Source organism: Rhizobium sp. NXC24 (genome assembly GCF_002944315.1).
Taxonomy (GTDB): Bacteria; Pseudomonadota; Alphaproteobacteria; order Rhizobiales; family Rhizobiaceae; genus Rhizobium.
Genome location: NZ_CP024314.1, coordinates 138,666 through 158,755, shown reverse-complemented (window position 1 = coordinate 158,755; position 20,090 = coordinate 138,666). Strand labels below are relative to the sequence as shown.

The window sequence follows — 20,090 nt, the reverse complement described above, 5'->3', positions numbered from 1 at the left end:
CGCGGAACGGCCGCAAATACGAGATCAAAGGATTTTCCGAGCTGCCGGCAAAGCATCCGGATGCCTTTCGCGCCGAGGCTTGTCCCCGGCTTCTTCGTGGCCGGCTATCTTCGGCGCATGCACATCCTCAGAGATGGCAATTAAGCGACCTTGGCACGAGCGGCTTGCTCGGCCTGCACGGCATTCTCATCGAGATCGAACTGGCTGATAAGATGCAGCAGATGGGTCGCTTCCTCCGCCAAGGACCTGCAAGCTGCCGTCGATTCCTCCGCCATTGCCGCCGTCTGTTGCGTCGACATGTCGATTTCCTTGATCGTCGCACCGAATGCGCCGAGATGCGTCGCCTGATTGGATGCAGTCGAGGCGATATTCGAGACGACCGACTTGATGAGATCGATTTGGCCGGCGATTGTCTTCAGCAGTTCGCCGGTGGAACTGACAAGCTGAGTTCCCCGCTCGACACGCCGCGACGAGGTATTGATCAATTCCTTGATCTCCTTCGCGGCGTCGGCGGAGCGCTGCGCCAGCGCGCGAACTTCTGAAGCGACGACGGCAAAACCCTTTCCGGCGTCACCGGCGCGCGAGGCCTCCACACCGGCATTCAATGCCAGAAGGTTGGTCTGGAAAGCAATTTCGTCGATGACGTTGACGATGCTGGCGATCTGCCGCGAGGAATCCTCGATTTGGCCCATGCCGGCAATCGCCTGGGACACGATCTCGTCGGAAGAGGAGGCGGCCGAGTGCGCCTCGGCAACGATTGTATTGGCCTTGTTAGCCGCCTCGGCGGTTCGATTGACGTCCGTGGAGACCGCGTGCAGCGTGTTGACGGCGCCTTCGAGAACGATGGCTTGATGCTCCGTTCGCGTGGCAAGCGTGTCCATCGCGCCGCTCATCTCATCGGCAATCGAAGAAATCGACTTTGCCTGCGTAGAAACGGTCAGCACGGTATGACTGAGCTGCGTCACCGCTTCATTGAAGTCATCCTTCAGTTGCTGATAGTCCGCCGGGAATTTCATAGCGATCTTGTGGGATAAAGTGCCGTTGGCAAGGGCGGACAGGCTGCTGCCGATTTCAGCGACGACACCGGCCTGAATACGAGACCTGTCAAGCCGGTCGGCCTCCATGACCTTGCGTTCGCTTTCCGCCTCGGCTTCGGTTCTTCGCGCGTCCTCTTCTGCAACCCTCTTGGCAACGGCATTGTCCTTGAAGACGAGAACCGCTCGGGACATGTCCCCGACCTCGTCAGTGCGGGTCGTTCCTTCCACATCACCGCTGGTGTCCCCGGAGGCCAGCCTTTTCATTTCCGCCACCAGCCGGACGATCGGCCCGGAAATGGAGCGGGATGCGACAACGGCCAGCAACAGCGTGAAAAGCGCTGTCGCCGCAGTGATGGCGAGGATTTTCCACAGCATGTCTACTGCCGGCGCAAAGACCGCCGTCGTCGGCTCGACCGCAATAACCGACCAGTTCTGTCCACCCCATGACAGCGGCTCAGACGCTGCGAGGACTTCCTGATCGCGATAGACGCTGAACGAGGCTTTCGGGGCGAGCAAGCTCTTGTCGACCTCCAACGACGCATTGCTGGTTCCGGAGAAACGCGATGTCGAGCGCGCCAGGCCGTCGCTTCCTGCGACAAGCGCTTCGCCCTGCGCGCTGAAGCCGGCGCTGTCATGCATGATCGCATCGATGACATTCGTGCCGATGGCGACGACCAGCGTGCCCCCACGCTCGTCGGGGATCATCGCGTTGGCGACCCCGATCGCAAAAAAGGCCAAGCCCGGTCCTTCTTTCGACGGCGGGGAGAAATCCGTCATCACCGCCCGCCGCTGGCCCTGAGATAGTCGTACGGCTTGAGCGATCGGGCTATCGGGCGCAACCGCGCCGAGCGGATCCGTCCCGGTGCTGTATATAAGTTCCCCTTTTGCGTTGATGAGCAGAATGTTGGAGTAGCCATGCTCGGAACCCAGGGATTTCAGCCAGACGTCGATCTGCTTGTAGGCATCCAGATAGAATTGCGCCTTCGGCGTCGCGCCGCCCTTGAGATCTTCGCCTGAGGCCTTGAGTTTGGACAAGGCGGCTGCCTGTTCCTGCGGCAGGATCTTGTAGCCGGTAATCATGTTGTCGAATGATTTCACCAGCGCCGGATTGACGGCCAGACCCTCGATATCGAGCTTGGACATATCCAGCTTGGTTGCCAGTATATTCCGCTTGGTACTGGCAACATATTCCAGGTGAGTTCCGATCAGGCTTCTAGCGGTCGAGAATGACGTCAGGCCCGCGTAACCAGCCACGGTGCCGCAGACTAGCACGGTAACCCCGACCATCAACACCGGGATCTTTCTACTGATCGTCCAATTGAATTTCGCCGCTAAAACAGCCCACATTTTTGTAACCCCAGCAAGCAATGCCAAATACTGCTACTAATGAGGTTAAATTTGCATGAATGTCGACATAATGTCGTTAGATATCGCGAGGCGCCGTCGTGACCTCCCGGCACTATAGCTTTCACTTGGAAATGCCAGTTATCTCCGATCCGGTGCTGATGCCGCCTTCACGCCAGAGCCAGTGTTGTTGCTGGGCCCGCAGCGCAGCCGGAGACAGGCGCCGCCGGTCATAGGGCCGCATGGCGATAACCCTTTCCTGGATATGATCCATGACGGCCTTGCGATCGCGGATGGCGGCAAGCTCGCTCCAGGGCATCAGGCAATCGACGCGAGCGGTGATGGATCGCTGCGACAGGCGGTGGAATTCGTTGAACAGCAGTGCCAGGCGCACCGTCGGCGATACGCGGCTCATCATTTGAAAAAGCAGGCTGTTCTGCCCTTCGATAAAGATCGGCAGCACATTCGCCTTGCCCATCTGAATGAGTTTCGCCAGGAACATCTTCCACGGTAGTTCCTCGGCCGGCCCGAAGCCGCGCGGCGCTGTTGCCACGCCGCCGGAGGGGAAAATGCCGATCGTGACGCCGTCGCGCAGCAGCCTGATCGCCTCATTGCGGGTGGAGAGATTAACCTCCATCGCCTCGGCAGTCTCATCGAAAGAGATCGGCAGGATATAAGGCCGAAATTCCGGCACCTTCATCATGCGCTCGTTGACGATTACCCGATAAGGCCGGCCGAAATGTTCGGCAATGGCGCCGAGCGCCATGCCATCGGCCACGCCGAAGGGATGATTGGCGACCATCACGATCGGGCCATCGGGTATCTTACGCAGCGGCCACTCGCCCTTGATGCGGAAGTCGATGCCATACATTTCCAGTATGCGACCGAATGGATGTTGAGAAACACCGTGAACATCGACGCGCCAGCGTTCAAAGACTTTTTCCACCGCGCGGCGGCCTAGTGCAGTTTCGATGCCACGAATGGCCATGCGCTTAGCGAAATGATCCTTGTCGTTGGCGTAGGAAAGCAGGCTTGCGGTCATGTGTTCAACCCATGTCAAATGCCCCGCAGCTTCGCAGAGGCGCGGTGATTTCAGCTTCTCGATTGATGCTTGAACTTATCGCGTGTGGCAGTTGGTCGATCGACCGGGCGCTTCCAGTTGCGCGTCTCTGCCCTTGATCCAGAAAACCACGCTGCCATCCGTGTAGCGCGCGCCTGAACCGGATCTCGCCTGCGGCAAGCGGTAGCTGCGCCCGCCTGTCGTGATGAGGGCCTCGTTGCTTGAATTCAGGAAGCTTGCCGTCAAGGCCGTGCCGTCGTCGCAACGATAAAACAGACCGACCTGGTCCTCCGCGAAAGCAGGGGCCGCGCTCAGCAAAAACATTGCGCCTAGCGCTCCAAAAATAGCCATGCCGATCCCGTTCACGCTGATCTCCTTGCGTTGGAAAGCATGGACGCTAGCGGAAGATGGGAACGGCGGCTTTGCCGTATGTCCCATCGCGCCTTGCGCACCGTCTCATTCCTCTAGGCGAACGGCTAATGTTTCCGTTCGCCGCGAAGCGCCGAGGGAAGGCGGCTCAGCCCGACGATATTAAAACCTTCTTGGGTAAATACGCGCATCGCCGGCCTTCGGTTGAGCGATAATACATCAAGTATTTGCCAAGCGTCTCAGCGAAGTTTTCTGAGCGTATCAATTTCATTGCTGGCCTCACAAATATGCGCTCCAGTGATTGCCCTTCATTACCGCCCACGTATCTTGCGCGACGTAAGTGATTGATCTCTCGCCACGAAATTTAGATTTAATGGAGTCGTTGATGAAATCTTTGTCTTTATTGCCGCGCCGTACGGCGATCGCCTTTTGCCTTGGAATGGCCTTTGCTTCGAGCGCGGTGATCGTCCTGCAACCGAGCCATGCCGAAGCCCAATGGGGCGCCAATCAGCCCTATATGCAGTCGGCACTCAGCTCGCTGCTTGCGGCGAAATCATCGCTGCAGAAGGGCGCGACCAACAAGGGGGGCCACCGTCTCAACGCGATTGACCTGGTCAATCAGGCGATCGTCGAGGTGCAGGCCGGTATGGGTGCCGCCAACTGATCGCGCGCGCCGGAAACCACCTTTTGAAGGCGCCCGCTCGGGCGCCTTTTTGTTGGATTCGTGCTTCGAATTATTGCGGAGGCAATTGGCCCGTCTGTCCGCCCGCTACGGCTTGCGGTCGCCGCGAAGCGTCGAAAGTTGCGGCATGGCGCCCGTGAGCTGAGCCACCCAGCGCGCCGATTCGGCATCGGGATGCGGCTCGGCCGGGTGATCGTCGCGAGGCGCGTTGGAGGTCCGCAGCGCGCGCTCTCGCGCCTCGCCGGGCGTGATGCCAAACTCGCGACGAAAGGCGCGGATGAAGGTCGCGTCCGAGCTGAACTGGCATTCGATGGCGACGTCGATGACCCGCCAAGGGCGGAACGCTGGCGTAACGAGGATGGCGAAGGCGCGATGCAGCCGGCGCTGCTGAATGTAGCTCGCCGGGCTCTGCGGTGCGAACAGGCGATAGAGGCTTGCGCGCGACAAGGCGAAGCGGCGGCAAAGGTTCGGCACGTCGAGCGAGTCCGTGCCGAGATTCTCCTCGATATGCCGTTTGATCCGGGTTCGCAGCGCTTCCTGCGATAAGCGTGGCAGAGGGTCGGCGTTGTCGGCGCGCCACTCCATGCCACCGGCCGCGAGTTGCGCCAGCGATTGCGCCGCTGCTTGGCGCTCCGCCTGCGTGAGCTGAGTCGCGCAACGCCGCAGCGTCAGCATATGTTCGCCGATCAACGTTCCAAAAGCCGCCTCGCGCCTTGCAACGACGATAGTCGGAACGTTTTCGATCGCAGCGAACAGAGGCGCAAGCAGGGGCCGAGGAAGCATGAAGCTCAAAACCTGGACGACGCCGTCATCCCCCGGAATCTCCCGCGTCAGGAGGGGTTTGCTCATATTGATCAGCGAGACATCGCCCGCTCGCTGCAGAAAGGTGTGTTCGCCAGCGATGAATTCAGCGCCACCGCCGAGATACATGACGAGCTGAAAATGGTCGAGGCCCCGCGCGACGTGCTCAGGCGTCCTGTTATAGCGCAAGGCGCTCGACCGACTTTCCAGCAACAACGCGCTGCCAAGATGCAACGTACTGGCGGCGAAGCGGAAATTCTCCGGCTCGCCCAGCATCGTCGCGTCGCAGATGTCGACAATCAGCTCACATAACCGCTCGAATCCCTGCTGCGGTGAGTCAAAAGCGGCGATATCAAACAACAATGGCTGCCCGTCTGTATCGGGCGCGGCTTCAACACTCATTTCGCCTCTCGGGGGCTGAATAGCAATGGAATAAAAAACCCAGCGGGAACAAGGATTGTCAGCATCCTGAGCCCATTCGAATATCGATAATTCAGTGCGGCCGGACGGAACCAATACTGCTATCAGGCTTAAAGCCGGCGAATGTCAGTCAGAAATCGAACGTATAACGCCATAAGAAACAGTTGCGATGACAGCAAGCAACGCATGTCCGAACCTTACCTCATCGCCGATCCTCGCAAATAATTGGAGCTCAGCCATTTGATTTACGGATAGGCGAAAGCTGCCGAAGCATCGCGATTGCCTAGAACTTTAAGCCGTGCGATGCAGAGCGTCCCACCAGCTCGCATTGGTCCTCATGGCTCACCCTCATTTAAAAGCTCTGCTTCCCTTTCTGCTCCTGTTGTTCGTGGGAACAGTCTGCAACGCGATGATCGCGCCATTCATGGGCTTCTTCATCGTCGAAGGTCTGAAACAGCCCCCGTGGACGATCAGCATCTATGCGGGCGCCCTGTCGTGTTTGGCGATTGCTATCAATCGTCAGTTTGCCGGTCGTATCGACCGTGGAAAAAATGCCTTTCCGCTGATCGGGATCGCCTTGGCCGGCTACCTCTCGGCGAACCTTTCTTTGTCAATCGTTCCGTCTCTCTGGACGGTGCTGACCTTCGGCGTGATCGGGTTCGGGGTGAGCACCAGCGCCGTATCGACGATGTTCAGCCTTGGCGGCGGTTTGGCCGCGAAGCACCAGATCGAAAATCGCCGGCTTAACGCCTTCATGCGTGCCACGACATCCACGGCCTGGATGGTCGGAGGCGGTCTCCTTTCTCGTCGCAGATCAATTCGGCAAGGCCGCGGTCTTCCGATGCTGCGTCTTGCTCGGACTCGTCTGGTTGGCGCTTTGGTGGTGTGTGAAGCCACAAAATGCTACGGCCAAGCCCAAGGAAAGCGTCCCGGAAAACCGTGAGGGCGGTAACGCAAATCCCGGACTTTGGCTGGCTGCAACATTTGTGTTCTGCCTGTCGTCCGCACACTCCCTGACGTTTTCGACCTTGCCTCTTTTCTACGTGCAGGAGGTCGGGCTGCCCGGCTATGCACCCGGGACGGCCTTCACCGTAAAAACCTTCGTCGAAGTATTCGCGATTTTTTCAACCCCGCTTCTGATGGCCCAGTTTGGAATTCGGAAGCCCTTGATGGCCACGACGCTGCTAGCCGTTGTCGCAATCCAGGTTCTGGCGTCGGTCCAGACTTTTCCGCAAATGGTGGCCGGTGCGGCAATGGAGGGGCTCTACTATGGGCTCTATGCCAGTCTTGGCATCAGTTTTGTGCAGTCCTACGCCGAAGGCCGTCCGGCGCGTGCCACCGCAATTTACTGGAATACGCTGATGATTAGCGGCGTGCTCGCAGGCCCGGCGGTGGGGATCATCGCACAGGCCTACGGCTTTCGAACCGTGCTCCACGTTGCTTCCTTGGTCGCTCTCTTTGCCGCTGTCGTCCTGTTGTTCGGCGCTCGCCAGTCAAGAGTGTTGACAGCATCCGAGCCTTGAAGGCGCCAATGTGCGATGTGGTTGTCGAACCCAGAAGTACGTTTGCGATTTCCGATAGGAAAATTCTATCAAGCCATTAGGTAAGTAATCTTGACCTTTGCTGCGCCGCAGCAAATAGATGCGTCATGAGCACTGATTTTATTGGAAAAAAGTCATCGGCGGCCGGCGGTTGGGGCGCGCTGAAGAGCTGCGGCAAGCGACTGTTGCAAAGCGGAGCGCCGCTTTCGGGTGCACGCGCGATGCTGCGCGCCAATCAGCCTGATGGTTTCGATTGCCCGGGCTGCGCCTGGGGCGATCCAGAACACGGTTCCTCGTTCGAATTTTGCGAGAACGGCGTCAAAGCGGTGGCATGGGAGGCGACGGAGAAGCGTGCAAACCCTACTTTCTTCGCCGCCCATACCGTTTCGGAGCTGCGGCGCCTCAGCGACTATGAGCTTGAACTGAACGGCCGCCTGACTCATCCGATGCGGTACGATGCGGCAAGCGACCGCTATCTGCCGGTGGCCTGGGAGGAAGCTTTTGCCGAAATCGGCTCGGTGCTGAAAGGCCTCGACAACCCCAATCGCGCCGAATTCTATACGTCGGGGCGTGCGAGCAACGAGGCAGCCTTCCTCTATCAGCTCTTCGTGCGGCTCTATGGCACCAACAATTTTCCCGATTGCTCCAACATGTGCCACGAGGCGAGTGGCGTCGCCTTAAAGCAGGCGATCGGTGTCGGCAAGGGAACGGTGCTTCTCGAAGATTTCGAAGAAGCGGACGCAATCTTCGTGATCGGGCAGAATCCGGGCACCAACCATCCGCGCATGCTCGGCGATCTCCGACGCGCCGCAATGCGCGGCGCCCGGGTCGTCGTGTTCAACCCGGTCCGCGAGAAGGGCTTGGAGCGCTTTTCCGATCCGCAGGACAAGGTGGAGATGCTGCGCGGCGGATCGACCGAGATTGCCAGCCATTATTTTCAACCGCAACTCGGCGGCGACATGGCTGCCGTGCGCGGCATGAGCAAGGCCGTGTTTGCGGCCGACGATGCGGCAATCGCCGCCGGCCTACCGTCGATTCTGGATCAGGCCTTTCTGGCCGAGCATGCCGCCGGCTTCGCAGACTATCGCGCCGCGGTGGAGGCAACGAGCTGGGCCGACATCGAGGACCAATCCGGTCTGAGCCGCGCAGAGATCGAGCAGGCCGCGGCCGTCTACATCAATGCCGAACGCGTCATTTTCACCTGGGCGATGGGTGTGACGCAACATGTGCATTCCGTCGCGACGATCCGCGAAATCGCCAATTTCATGTTCCTGCGCGGCAATATCGGCAAACCCGGTGCCGGTCTTTGCCCGGTGCGCGGCCATTCCAATGTTCAAGGCGACCGCACCGTCGGCATCAACGAAAAGCCGCCGGAGGATTTTCTTGCTGCCCTGGAGAAGGAGTTCGGCTTCGCGGTACCGCGGGAACACGGACACAATGTCCTGGCGGCGATCGGCGCAATGCTCGACGGATCGGCGCAGGCGTTCATCGGCCTCGGCGGCAATTTCGCCCGGGCGACGCCCGATAGCGCGCTGGTGGAGAAGGCACTCCGTCACCTGAAGCTTACGGTTCATATCGCGACCAAACCGAACCATTCGCATTTGATGCCGGGCGAAATCGCTTTCATTCTGCCCTGCCTGGGGCGCACGGAAATGGATCTGAACGCGGACGGGCAGTCCCAGCTCATAAGCGTCGAGGATTCCATGAGCATGGTTCATGGCTCGGCCGGCATCAATCGCCCTGCGTCGCCGCACCTGCTCTCGGAAGTCGCCATCATCGCCGGCATTGCCGCCGCGACCGTCGGCGACGCGCATGTCGACTGGGATCGGCTCGCCAACGACTACGATCGTATCCGCGACCACATCGAGGCGACGATTCCCGGTTTTGAGCGCTACAACGAGCGTCTGCGCAAGCCACGCGGCTTTCATCTGCGCAACAGTGCGGCGCATCGCGAGTGGAATACGACAGCCGGCAAGGCGACCTTCTCTTCCGGCAGCCTGCCGGAGGAAACCGTCCATCAACGGGCGCGCAAAGGCGGCGGACGCTTCGCGCTTCAGACATTCCGCTCGCACGACCAGTACAACACTACGGTCTATGGTCTCGACGACCGCTATCGCGGGGTCTATGGCGAACGGCAGGTGATTTTCATCAACCCCGACGACCTGGCTGCGCTGGGCGCCGGGAGCGGCGAGCGCGTGGATGTCATCGGCGAATACAGCGACGGCGTGGAGCGGAAAGCAGCGGATTTCCGGCTCGTCCCCTACGATATTCCGCGTGGCAGCATCGCCGGCTATTATCCGGAGCTGAACGTTCTGGTACCGCTCGCCAGCGCCGGCGAAGAAAGCGACACGCCAACGTCGAAATCGATCATGGTGTCGTTACGGACCCGCGAGGCATCTTGAACGACATCGCGACCGAGCCGCAGGTATTCTTGGATCTGGTCGAAAACCTCGTTCAGGTGAACAGGCACCTCACCGGACTGCAGGGCGCACTGCTCGTCGCTTGTGCGCTCGACATCGCCTCGGACAGTCGAACGTTTTCGAAGCGACTTGGTGTCGAGCATGCTCTCGTGCTGCGCGAGCTCAATGTCTTGGACGCAGTCGGCGGGTTTTTGGTGATTGCCAAACGGGACCCCCGCACCCTTCGCAGTCATTTTCATCTGACAGCGAATGGCCGCGCGATGCTATCATCGGCGTGCCGCATCCGGATCTCGGAGAAGGCCTGACGGCCGTCGTCGTGCGGCAGCCAGAAGGACCGGAGACCTGTCTGAAGGTTCGGTATGGAGTTACCGGCCTTCAGGTCGAAGTTTCGCGACGGCAGCGCCAATTCGTTTGCAAGCGTCTTCGAGTTCCGCAAGCGAGGTCGCATAGGATATGCGGAAATATGGGGCGAGACCGAATGCCGAACCCGGAACGACCGCCACCTCTGCGCTTCGAAGGAGGTAGTCAGCGAAAACGGAATCGCTTTCGACCACTCGTCCCTCCGGCGTCTTTCGACCGATAAGCCCGGCGATGCTCGAGAATGTATAGAATGCGCCTTCCGGAACCCGGCAGGTGATGCCTTCGATATTGTTTAGAGCCTTCACGACCAGGTCACGGCGCTCCTCGAAGGACTTGCGACGCTGAAGGAGGATGTCCTGCGGCCCGGTCAAAGCTTCAACGGCAGCGGCTTGACTGATCGAGGATGGGCAGGACGTCGACTGGCTCTGGACCACCGCCATGGACTTGATGAGCGCCGCGGGGCCGCCTGCATATCCGATCCGCCAGCCGGTCATTGCATAGGCCTTGGAGACACCGTTGATAGTGAGCGTGCGGTTTCTAAGCTCTGGCTTGATCGCCGCCGGCGTAACGAACCGAAAGTCGCCGTAAACGATGTGCTCATACATATCGTCGACCATCAGCCACACCTGCGGATGCTTCAACAAAACGTCGAGGATCGGACGATATTGGGCCTCGGAGTAGGCCGCACCAGACGGGTTTGACGGCGAGTTGAGCATCAGCCAGCGGGTCTTCGGCGTGATGGCTGCTTCGAGGTCTTCCGGAGAAAGACGAAACCCGTTCTCTTCCTTGCATGGAACAAGAACTGGCTTGCCGCCAGCAATGATCACTATATCAGCGTAGGTCACCCAAAACGGCGTAGGAATGATCACCTCATCGCCCGGATCGAGCGTGGCCATCATCGCGTTATAGATCACTTGTTTCGCACCGGCCGCGACCGTGATCTCGCTCTGCTCAAATTCCAGGCCATTCTCGGTCTTGAATTTGTGACGTATCGCAGCTTTGAGTTCGGCTGTCCCGTCGAGAGCCGTATATTTGGTCTGGCCGGCGGCGATCGCCCGGACCGCCGCCTCCTTGATGTTTTCCGGCGTGTCGAAGTCGGGCTCGCCGGCGCCAAGGACGATCACGTCGCGGCCTTGGCGCTTAAGTTCGTTCGAGAGCCCCGTTATTTTGAGGATTTCCGACACACCGATCTGCGACAGCCGGTCCGAGGGCCTGAAGCTTGTGGCCTGAGCTACGCTGTTCATCGCGGCCTCTCACTCGACGTCGAACTTGACACCCTGGGCGAGTGGCAAGGTGCGGCCATAATTGATGGTGTTGGTAGCCCTGCGCATGTAGGCCTTCCACGCATCCGATCCGGATTCGCGGCCGCCACCGGTTTCCTTTTCGCCACCGAAAGCACCACCGATTTCGGCGCCGGAAGGACCGATGTTGACGTTGGCGATACCGCAGTCCGATCCGCGTGCCGAGATGAAGAGTTCCGCCTCGCGCATGTCATTGGTGAAGATCGACGAGGAAAGTCCTTGTGGGACGGCGTTGTGAAGCTTCAAGACCTCATCGAAGTCGCGGTACTTCATGACGTAGAGGATGGGTGCGAAGGTCTCGTTCTCGACCGGCCCTTCCTGCCGCGGCATTTCGACGAGGGCAGGCCGAACGTAATATGCGTTTTCCTGGCCGACATCGTGCCGCACTCCGCCCGATACCTCGCCGCCCAGATTCTTGGCGGATTGAAGCGCGGCCTGCATGGCATCGAAGGCGGCCTTGTCGATGAGCGGTCCCACGAGATTGCCATCCAGCGGGTTGCCGACCGTGACGGAGGAGTATGCCTTCTTCAGCCGATCGACGAGCTGGTCGTATACGTTCTCGTGCACAAAAAGGCGCCGGAGGCTCGTGCAGCGCTGCCCCGCCGTTCCCATTGCCGCAAACGCGACGCCGCGCAGCGTCAGATCCAGATCGGCGGTGGGAGTAACGATGGCGGCATTGTTGCCGCCGAGTTCGAGAATTGCCCGCGCGAAGCGATTGGCAAGCTTGGGGCCGACGGCCCGCCCCATGGCGGTGGAACCCGTCGCGGACACCAGCGGAACCCGGTGATCGTCCACGAGTATCTCGCCGACCTCGCGGTTACCGACGAGAATCTGCGCGAGTCCTTCGGGGGCTTCTCCCCCTTCAGCCTTGAAGCGTTCGAGCGCCCGGTTGAAGATTGCCTCAGTCGCGAGCGCAGTCAGCATTGTCTTTTCAGAGGGCTTCCAGACGACGCTATTGCCGCAGACGAGCGCGAGTGCCGCGTTCCACGCCCAGACGGCAACGGGAAAGTTGAAGGCGGTAATGATACCGATCACCCCGAGCGGATGCCAGGTTTCCATCATCCGGTGATCGGCGCGTTCCGTGGCGATCGTCAGGCCGTATAGCTGACGGGAGAGACCGACGGCAAAGTCGCAGATATCGATCATCTCCTGGACTTCGCCCAGACCTTCGGATGTGATCTTGCCGACCTCGATGGAAACCAGACGTCCGAGTGCCTGCTTGTTGGCCCGCAACTCCTCGCCGAGAAGTCGAATGAGCTCGCCCCTCTTGGGAGCCGGCACATTCCGCCAAGCGAGGAAGGCCTCATGGGCTTTGGCGACGCGGGCGGATGCTTCGCTGACCGGGATATTCTTGACATTGCCAAGGGGCTCGCCGGTGATGGGCGTGCGAGCACAGATTTCACCATCCGCATAGGCCTGGGGGGTGACGCCGAGTTCACTCAAGAGCTGGTGTGTTTCGGCCTGCAGCGACTGAATGGATGTGCCGGCTGTCTGGTGAGCGAGAGCTGTCGACATTTGCTTCCCTTTTTCTCTTTTACATTGAAACTGTATTGTTGCGCATCGATTGCGTGGCTTTGCTGCCGCCCTACGCGATAAGGCGTTGGGCCGGCTGCCCAAGCCCCAGGACTTCGTAGGCTAGGTCGAGCGAGCGTCGTTCGGCATCGGCGTAAAGATCCAGTTCGTTTTGGACGGCGGCACCCAGACTTTGTTCGAACGCTACCCGGTTCGAGCTCTCCGAATAGTTCTGTTGCACATCGGTGCCGAGGTTGGACTGGAAGATCCCCGCAGCGCTGACCGGAAGGAAATCCTCGTAGACGATCGGATCGAATCTGACGTATCCGGCGTCGATCAGCGCATCCAAGTTCGACGGAAGGCGACCACCGGCGACGTTGTTCAATCCGGTTTCGGTCGCGGAATACCGGAAGAACGCCAAGCCCTTCGTGCGCAACTCACGCCACTCGTCGGGAAACTGCCTGAACGTTTCGACGAGCTGGCTGTTGTAATCTCCCGAGTTGCCACCGGTCGACGCCACTTGAACGTCACTACGAACAGACGCAAGAAGCTCGTCATACAGCTTCCTGCCCTTGGCCGTCAGGGCTACGCCTCGCTGCTCGATCTCGCCGAACCGCGCCGTGTGCGTTCCGGACGAACCACCATCTGCGGCTGGTTTGAATTTGATGTTCTCCTCAAGTGCCTTGAAGCTCGTCTGGCGGAGAAGAATGGCGCACCGTCGACGCGGCGGACCCTCGATGACTGCTTTCGGACTGATGCCGCGCTTGGGCATGCCTTCCTGAACAGCATCGATATCAAGCGTCCGAGGCGTGAGGTGGTTGATATGCGGCCCTTTGAAGCTGACGACATCCGCGATCAACCGATGAGCATCATGCAGGCGCTTGTAGGTGGCGAGGGTGACGGTGGCATCGCTGTGCCAACGGAACGTTTCCAAGACCTCCCGGACGAACTCATCCGCATCTTCGCTGGCAAGTCCGCCGTCCATTTCCGCCTTATCGACCAGGAAAAGGGCACGGTCGGTAAAGATCTTGCGGCGAGAAAGGATTTCCGCTGCCTCAGCACGCAATACTTCGTCGGCTATCAGTTCCAGGCGCAGCAGGGAGGTGAAGACTCGGAACGGATTGCGGCGAAGAGCCTCGTCGTCTACAGGCCGAAAAGCGGTCGAATGAACGGGTATGCCCGCCACCGACAAATCATAATAGCCGACCGGATACATGCCCATGACGGCGAACACCCGGCGAATATTGAAAAGCTCGTCCGCCGTGCCAAGGCGAATAGCTCCATGGCGTTCGACGCTCAGGCGATCGAGCTCGTCATTGCGAACAAGCGCGTCGTGGAGCCCCGGATCGTTCGCGAGCGTGTCTTCGTTCACGTCAGCGACCAGATCCATGAGAGTTCCGTATTGCGGCACCTCCGTGCGGTACATCTCCGACATGGCCCGCGAAAAACGGCTCCGAACATCATCTGGGTGCACGTGGTCGATCGCCATGATGGCCTCCTCTAGTCTGCTACGAGCTCGGTCATTCTCCGAGATCATGATTGTTGAGGAGTATTCGCTTCGATGTGCTTGTATTTCTATCAAGCAATAGGTCAGATGTTATTCCAACGAGGAATGAACTTTCATCGATCGGCGGCGGTCTGCGCCAATATCCACTTCTTGAAGGCAAGCAGCGGCGGGTGCGAGGCGCGGTCGGTAGGCCATACCAGATAGTACGCCTCGGCGCTCTTCATCTGGAGATCGAGAGCATAGACCAGCTTGCCTTGAGAGAGTTCCTCTTCAATGAGGAACTTTGGCAGCAACGCCACCCCCACGCCTGCTATTGCGGCTTGGGTTGCCGTTGCGAACTGATCGAACAGCATGCCGTGAACCGAATCCGGCGTAACCCCGTTCATCATCATCCAGCGTTCCCAAGCATCAGGGCGGCTGGTCAGATGGAGCAATGGCGCTGCTCGGATGTCCGAGGGCTCCGTAAAATTGTATTGTTCACGCAGCTTCGGACTGCATGCTGGAACGACGATTTCTTGGCGAAGCAACGCAAGCTCGCCGCTTGGCCATTCCGCGGCGCCGAAATGAATCGCAGCGTCCACCGGCTCCAACCGAAAATCGAACGCCGTGATCTTTGTGACGAGATTGACGGTAATTCCAGGATTTTCAGCGAGAAAGTCCGGTAGTCTGGGCGCCAACCATCGGGTGCCGAATGTTGGCAATATTGCAAGGTTCAGCGTCCCTCCATACGGGTTTGCCCGCAGGTTCAACGATGCGCTGCTGATCTTACGCAGCGCGTCCCTGATCTCGCGCGCATAGCCCTCACCTCCGACGGTGAGCTTGATCGTCTGGCGCTCTCGATGAAAGAGCTCCACACCGAGTTGCTCCTCCAGCGCGCGAATCTGCCGGCTAACGGCACTCTGGGTGAGATTGAGCTCCTTGGCTGCCGCGGTTACGCTCCCGGTACGAGCCGCCGCTTCAAAAGCAGCGAGCAGTGGCAGTGAAGGCAAAAATCTTCGCGGTACTTGCACCCATGCCCTCCTACAAGCGCGCTCCTGCCAGATGTGCTACCTGCGCGCCCAATTCGTAGTACGCCTCCTTCGCCATGCGCAAGGGATCGGACTTTGGTTCGGTAATCGGCAGTGGCAAGCCTGCATCATCGATATTGCCGGCAATGTAAGACGCCAAGACCTTTCCGAAGGTCGTTCCAGGCGCAATGCCTCGTCCGTTATATCCGCTGAAGCCCACCACATTGTTTTCAAACTTATGGAACCGCGGAACTGCGTCCGAGGTCATGCCAATTTTCCCGTACCAGGCACTTTCGAATTCGACGTCGCCAAGCTGGGGAAAAACCCGTTTCAATGACCGCTTTGCCCAGGACTCGTGAATTGCATGTCCCGTGTTACGAAGCGCTCCGACGCTGCCGAAAACAAGCCGGCCACGCTGGTCCATTCTAAAAGACGAGAGAATTTCCTTCGTATCCCAGCATCCTTCCCTATTCGGAAGGATCGTTTTACGCACATTGTCGGAAAGCGGCTTCGTGGCGAAATTAAAATAGGGGAGATGAACCTGTTCCTCGCGCACGATTTTCCACGGCCCGGTCGAATAAGCGTCGGTCGCTACGACGATCCATTTGCAAGTCACGGAACCCCGACGCGTCGCCACCCGCCAATCATCTGCCCGTCGCTCTACCGCCAAGACAGGGCTCTTCGTGTAGACTTTGACGCCTGACGCGATCGCCGCGCGTGCCAGGCCACGCACATAAGCAAGAGGTTGAAGCGTACCGGCCCTCGGATCGAAAAGTGCGCCGGAATACACGGCCGAGCCGGTACGGCGCCGTGTCTCATCGCTATCGAGAAGTTGAAGCGGCGCTCCTCTCGCGGTCCATTGGCGGTGACGGGTCTCGAGCTCTTCCAGACCCTTATGCCCGACCCCGAGGTGAAGCGTCCCATTCTTTTCCAACTGGCATGAGATTTCATGCTCTTCAATAACCTGGCGAACGAGTACAGGCGCATCCGATAGGAGCTTAAGACATCTCTCTCCATATTCTGGACCGAGGACGCCGGGTATGTCGTCGGGCATCACCCACATGCCGCCATTGATGAGCCCGACATTTCTTCCGGAGCCGCCAAACCCGACCTCCACCGCTTCAAGCAAAACTGATTTTATCCCAAGTTTTGCAAGATGGATCGCCGCCGAAAATCCTGTGTAGCCTCCGCCGACAATGACCACGTCTGCGTGAGCATCATCGTTCAGCTCTTCCGTGATCGGGGCGGGCGGCGCTGATGTTTCCCACAGTCCATGCGATTTCGGATCATTCAACATCGGCGCCGATCTTCCTAAAGTTAGCAGTTTTTCAGCACGATATCGCTGCGTCGGTGAACGGACTATCTCATTATGTACAAGAGATCATTCCCTGCAGGAATGAGTTCGACACCTCGCCGGCAGAGCGATAGACGGTCGGTGCGCCCTGAGGGGAGCCGGTTCGCGCGTCCAGCGTCTCGCCCCGCGAAGGCGAGGTGATAACTGGCCCCATTGATGCTGCATGGCTGGGCCTTCGAGAAATTCTATCCGTTTTCGGCATAATTATCCGCATCGCGCCGGCAATGGTGCGACGCAGCAGAAACAAAGGGTTTTGTTAAGAAATACCCGACAGTTAGTCAGCGCAAGCGAAAATCTCCGCCGCTCAACACCTGCGATTGTACCTCCTGCCCGACTTTTTTGAAGCTCATCGTTCAAACGGAGACGAGTCAATGAAAATCGCGCTGCATCAACTGCGGTCGCTTTGCCGGAACCGGGACGGCGGTATCGCGATCATGGCAGCCTTGTGCCTGCCGATTGTTATCGGCTTTGCTGCTCTCTCCGTGGAATACGGATACGGGCTTCTGGTGCGCAACGAAAACCAGCGCACGGCGGATCTTGCCTCCTATGCCGGCGCGCTCGCCTATAGCGATACGAGTTCGGAAGACGAGATGAAAGCGGCAGCGCTTGCCGTGGCGAAGCTCAACGGTGTCGATGCTGGCAGCGTTTCCGTTTCCCTGACAACCTCTCCGAAGGACGCGCGCGTTCAGGCGGTGCATGCTACCATCTCCACTGCGAACACACTTTTTCTCGCGCCCGTTCTCGGCGTCAGTTCAAAGCTCGAAATCGGGGCTGAAGCTTATTCATCCATAGGTTCGGCGGAGAGCGGCTGCATCATCGCCTTGGACAAATCCGGATCGGGCGTCACTCTCTCCGGCGGCGTGCAGGTCAGCGCAAGCAAGTGCTATGTGAACTCCAACAGTGATGTCGTCGCCCCCTGCGGAACGAAGATCACCAATAAGGGTACCACCTATTACGGAGGTACGTCGCAGCCTTGCCCTTGGTCTACCAACCTCGTGCAGGCAGATGGAAGTGCGGCGCCCGTCACCAAGCAATACACAGAGGATCCTCTCTCGGGAAATTCCGGAGTAGCCGAACTTACCGCACGCTTCGATACCATCCGCAAGGCGTCGTGGCCAAAGAAGGTCTCCGTGAGCACGGGTACCAACATTGAGTTTGGCGGCAACGCGACCCCAAAGCAAACCGCAGACGCCATAACGTCCATCGACTGCAGCTACGATCCTGCGAACTACAATCAATATTGGACAACCAAATGGGACATCACCTGCTCCGGTTCTGAGGTGAATATCGGCTCCCTGCTGGTTCACGGCAACGTTCAGGTAAATTTCAATATTTCGGGCAGCAAAAGCACGACCTACAACTTCTCGGGCAAGATCCAGAACGATTTCGGCACGAAGCTGGTATTCGGGGACGGCACCTACAATGTTGCAGGAGGCGTTTACGGCGCCGATCTGACATTCGGCGCCGGTTCCTTTCACTTCGGGATGGGCGACACCAATTGCGGCGATGCGCGCTACAGCCTATGCAGCTCAGGAAAAACCGTCATCGATGGACCCAGCACCTTCATATTGGACGCCGGCTTCTACACGGGCGATGGCGCTAGCCTGAAGCTCGGAGCCGGAACGGCCAACAGCTATACCATCGGCCAGTCCAGCGGCGACAACGCGATGGGCGTGGGTGGCGGCTCGACCACCTATATGGCGGATGCCAGTACGGGTAAGGGCGTTTTCCGCGCCGACGGCGACATCAATGGCGGCGGCGGTGGTAGCTGCATCACGTTTCCCGCAAGCGCACAGCACGACATATCGGGCAGCGTCAACCTCGCGGGCGGCGCCAGGCTGGGTGCCGGGGTCTATACGGTCGATGGATATTTCTCGGTCAATACCGGGGGCGCTAGCTGCAGCGATTCCATCGCCGTTTCCGGGACAAATGTCACGATCGTCATTTCGGGGACCGAAACGCCCTCCGATTGGGAATGCAAAGGAAAGGCATTCTGTTTGACCGGCGGCAATGCCATCACACTTTCTGCCCCGCAGAGCGGCACCTACGCCAATCTTGCGGTTATCGGCCCGCAATCATCGAAATCTTATGCAGACGCGGAAATCACCTCCGGCGGCAGAGGTAAGATTTCCGGCGCGTTCTATTTTCCAAAAGGGCTGATCGATTTCGGCGGCGGCGGCCAGATCGGTGATGCCGCAACCGGCTGCCTGCAATTGATTGGCGCAAGTATTTCATTGTCCGGTGGTTCACAGACGATGTCGGAATGCACTCTGTCGGCCACCAGTAGCGAGGTGGAATTGGTTCAATGATTTTCATCCATGTAGCCGGGAAAAAAGCTCTCCAGCTTCGAGCCGGCCTGAGACATTTTCTGCGAGATATCTCGGGTAATGCAGCAGTCGAATTTGCACTGATTGCGCCAGTTTTCATCCTCATCTTGGCTGGCAGCCTTGATCTCGGCATGCTCATATTCTCGCGCTTTCAGCTAGAAGCTACGGTTTCCGACAGTGCCAGCTATGCGATGGTCAATGCTGATCTGGTCGATGGCAAGGATGGCAGCGATCTGGCAACGAAAATCGCCACCATGATCGCCAGCGAATACGCGGCGGGCGATACGCAGGCATCAGTAAATGTGAATAACGGCGCAGTCGCCAACTACAATGGTGCGAAAATTGTGATCAGCGGCAACGTCAGCCAAGCCGATGCTTGTTACTGTCCGAGCGGCAGCGCGTCGTCGCTTGATTGGGGCTCGCAGCAATCCTGTGGTTCGTCCTGCCCCGATGGCGGGCGGGCGGGCCGGTTTGTCTCCGTCATGGTAAAACAGGCCTATACGCCGTTGTTCTCCGGCTACGGCCTTGTGAAAGGCGACTTTATTGACGCCAGCGCGATCGTGCGGACACAATGAAGCGCGCTATCCGAAAAATTTGGCAGTCGCGTTCCGGCGCTAGTGCGGTGGAGTTCGCGCTGGTTGCGCCAGTCTTTTTCCTCATGCTGTTCGGGATGATCGAGCTCGGCCGATTGCTCTGGACGAGCCATGCCCTCCATGACACGGCGATTGCAACGGCGCGATGCATGGGCATTCCGCAGACGGAATGCGAAGATGGCGGGACTTACAGTGCGTCGAAGGCGGCAGCCTTCGCACGCAGTACGGCTACCGGCTGGTTCGTAGGGCTGGACGACGCATCCGTCACGCTCGATCACGACGCCAGTTGCCACGGCTTGGCAGGCTTCTCGCAAGTGAAGATCACCTATCAATTCATAACCGTCGTGCCGGATCTACTGATGTCCTTGTCCGGCGGCACAAATCTCACGGCCGATGCGTGTTACACAAATCACTGACGGCAGGCGTGCGACCCCAGGTCAAACGTCGCAGCATCG

General features: G+C 58.9%; 17 protein-coding genes. 8 read left to right on the top strand and 9 right to left on the bottom strand.

What is annotated here, in order from left to right; genetic code table 11:
- Positions 1–140: 140 nt before the first annotated feature.
- The 3 genes from NXC24_RS24765 to NXC24_RS24755 form a co-directional block, all read right to left on the bottom strand.
- Complete coding sequence (locus tag NXC24_RS24765) at positions 141–2,384, bottom strand: HAMP domain-containing methyl-accepting chemotaxis protein (RefSeq protein ID WP_104826077.1); 2,244 nt, start codon at positions 2,382–2,384, stop codon at positions 141–143.
- Between the two features lie 121 nt (positions 2,385–2,505).
- Entirely contained in the window at positions 2,506–3,423 is a 918-nt protein-coding gene (locus tag NXC24_RS24760; RefSeq protein ID WP_104826076.1) for a lysophospholipid acyltransferase family protein, read from the bottom strand.
- A gap of 75 nt (positions 3,424–3,498) precedes the next feature.
- A complete protein-coding gene (locus tag NXC24_RS24755) occupies positions 3,499–3,765 on the bottom strand; it encodes an MliC family protein (protein WP_245464144.1) in 267 nt (88 codons plus the stop codon).
- 430 nt (positions 3,766–4,195) lie between these two features.
- Here NXC24_RS24755 and NXC24_RS24750 point away from each other — a divergent pair, with 430 nt between their 5' ends.
- Positions 4,196–4,474 carry a hypothetical protein gene (locus tag NXC24_RS24750; protein ID WP_104826074.1) on the top strand — a complete coding sequence of 93 codons (279 nt, stop codon included), beginning with the start codon at positions 4,196–4,198 and terminating at the stop codon, positions 4,472–4,474.
- 105 nt (positions 4,475–4,579) lie between these two features.
- Here NXC24_RS24750 and NXC24_RS24745 read toward each other — a convergent pair whose 3' ends face one another.
- The gene (locus NXC24_RS24745; protein WP_104826073.1) at positions 4,580–5,695 is read right to left on the bottom strand and encodes an AraC family transcriptional regulator; all 1,116 of its coding nucleotides are present in this window, start codon (positions 5,693–5,695) and stop codon (positions 4,580–4,582) included.
- 355 nt (positions 5,696–6,050) lie between these two features.
- On the opposite strand from NXC24_RS24745, the gene NXC24_RS35915 reads away from it, so the two are divergent.
- The 4 genes from NXC24_RS35915 to NXC24_RS24730 all read left to right on the top strand — a co-directional run bounded on the left by NXC24_RS35915 (position 6,051) and on the right by NXC24_RS24730 (position 9,979).
- Positions 6,051–6,656, top strand: a complete 606-nt coding sequence (locus NXC24_RS35915) for a hypothetical protein (RefSeq protein WP_245464143.1) — start codon at positions 6,051–6,053, stop codon at positions 6,654–6,656.
- The gene (locus NXC24_RS35910) at positions 6,565–7,236 is read left to right on the top strand and encodes an MFS transporter (RefSeq protein ID WP_245464142.1); all 672 of its coding nucleotides are present in this window, start codon (positions 6,565–6,567) and stop codon (positions 7,234–7,236) included. Before NXC24_RS35915 ends, NXC24_RS35910 begins: the two co-directional genes overlap by 92 nt.
- 125 nt (positions 7,237–7,361) lie before the next feature.
- On the top strand, positions 7,362–9,656 hold the full coding sequence (locus NXC24_RS24735; RefSeq protein ID WP_104826072.1) for an FdhF/YdeP family oxidoreductase: 2,295 nt from the start codon (positions 7,362–7,364) through the stop codon (positions 9,654–9,656).
- Positions 9,653–9,979, top strand: a complete 327-nt coding sequence (locus tag NXC24_RS24730; protein ID WP_199773637.1) for a hypothetical protein — start codon at positions 9,653–9,655, stop codon at positions 9,977–9,979. The genes NXC24_RS24735 and NXC24_RS24730 overlap by 4 nt, the downstream gene beginning before the upstream one ends.
- Before the next feature lie 60 nt (positions 9,980–10,039).
- On the opposite strand, the gene NXC24_RS24725 is transcribed toward NXC24_RS24730, so the two are convergent.
- The 5 genes from NXC24_RS24725 to NXC24_RS24705 form a co-directional block, all read right to left on the bottom strand.
- Positions 10,040–11,278, bottom strand: a complete 1,239-nt coding sequence (locus NXC24_RS24725; protein WP_104826071.1) for a pyridoxal phosphate-dependent aminotransferase — start codon at positions 11,276–11,278, stop codon at positions 10,040–10,042.
- Positions 11,279–11,287: 9 nt separating this feature from the next.
- On the bottom strand, positions 11,288–12,850 hold the full coding sequence (locus NXC24_RS24720) for an aldehyde dehydrogenase family protein (protein WP_104826070.1): 1,563 nt from the start codon (positions 12,848–12,850) through the stop codon (positions 11,288–11,290).
- 70 nt (positions 12,851–12,920) lie between these two features.
- Entirely contained in the window at positions 12,921–14,336 is a 1,416-nt protein-coding gene (locus tag NXC24_RS24715) for a VOC family protein (protein WP_104826069.1), read from the bottom strand.
- 131 nt (positions 14,337–14,467) lie between these two features.
- Positions 14,468–15,364: a LysR family transcriptional regulator gene (locus tag NXC24_RS24710; protein WP_104826068.1), complete on the bottom strand. Its 897-nt coding sequence runs from the start codon at positions 15,362–15,364 to the stop codon at positions 14,468–14,470.
- Between the two features lie 10 nt (positions 15,365–15,374).
- Complete coding sequence (locus NXC24_RS24705) at positions 15,375–16,658, bottom strand: FAD-binding oxidoreductase (protein ID WP_104826067.1); 1,284 nt, start codon at positions 16,656–16,658, stop codon at positions 15,375–15,377.
- 428 nt (positions 16,659–17,086) lie between these two features.
- Between NXC24_RS24705 and NXC24_RS24700 the strand changes: the two genes are divergently transcribed.
- The 3 genes from NXC24_RS24700 to NXC24_RS24690 are packed head-to-tail and all read left to right on the top strand — an operon-like array spanning position 17,087 to position 20,051.
- A complete protein-coding gene (locus tag NXC24_RS24700; RefSeq protein WP_245464141.1) occupies positions 17,087–19,024 on the top strand; it encodes a TadE/TadG family type IV pilus assembly protein in 1,938 nt (645 codons plus the stop codon).
- Entirely contained in the window at positions 19,021–19,617 is a 597-nt protein-coding gene (locus NXC24_RS24695; protein WP_104826066.1) for a TadE/TadG family type IV pilus assembly protein, read from the top strand. The genes NXC24_RS24700 and NXC24_RS24695 overlap by 4 nt, the downstream gene beginning before the upstream one ends.
- Entirely contained in the window at positions 19,614–20,051 is a 438-nt protein-coding gene (locus NXC24_RS24690; protein WP_104826065.1) for a TadE family protein, read from the top strand. Before NXC24_RS24695 ends, NXC24_RS24690 begins: the two co-directional genes overlap by 4 nt.
- Positions 20,052–20,090 lie beyond the last annotated feature (39 nt).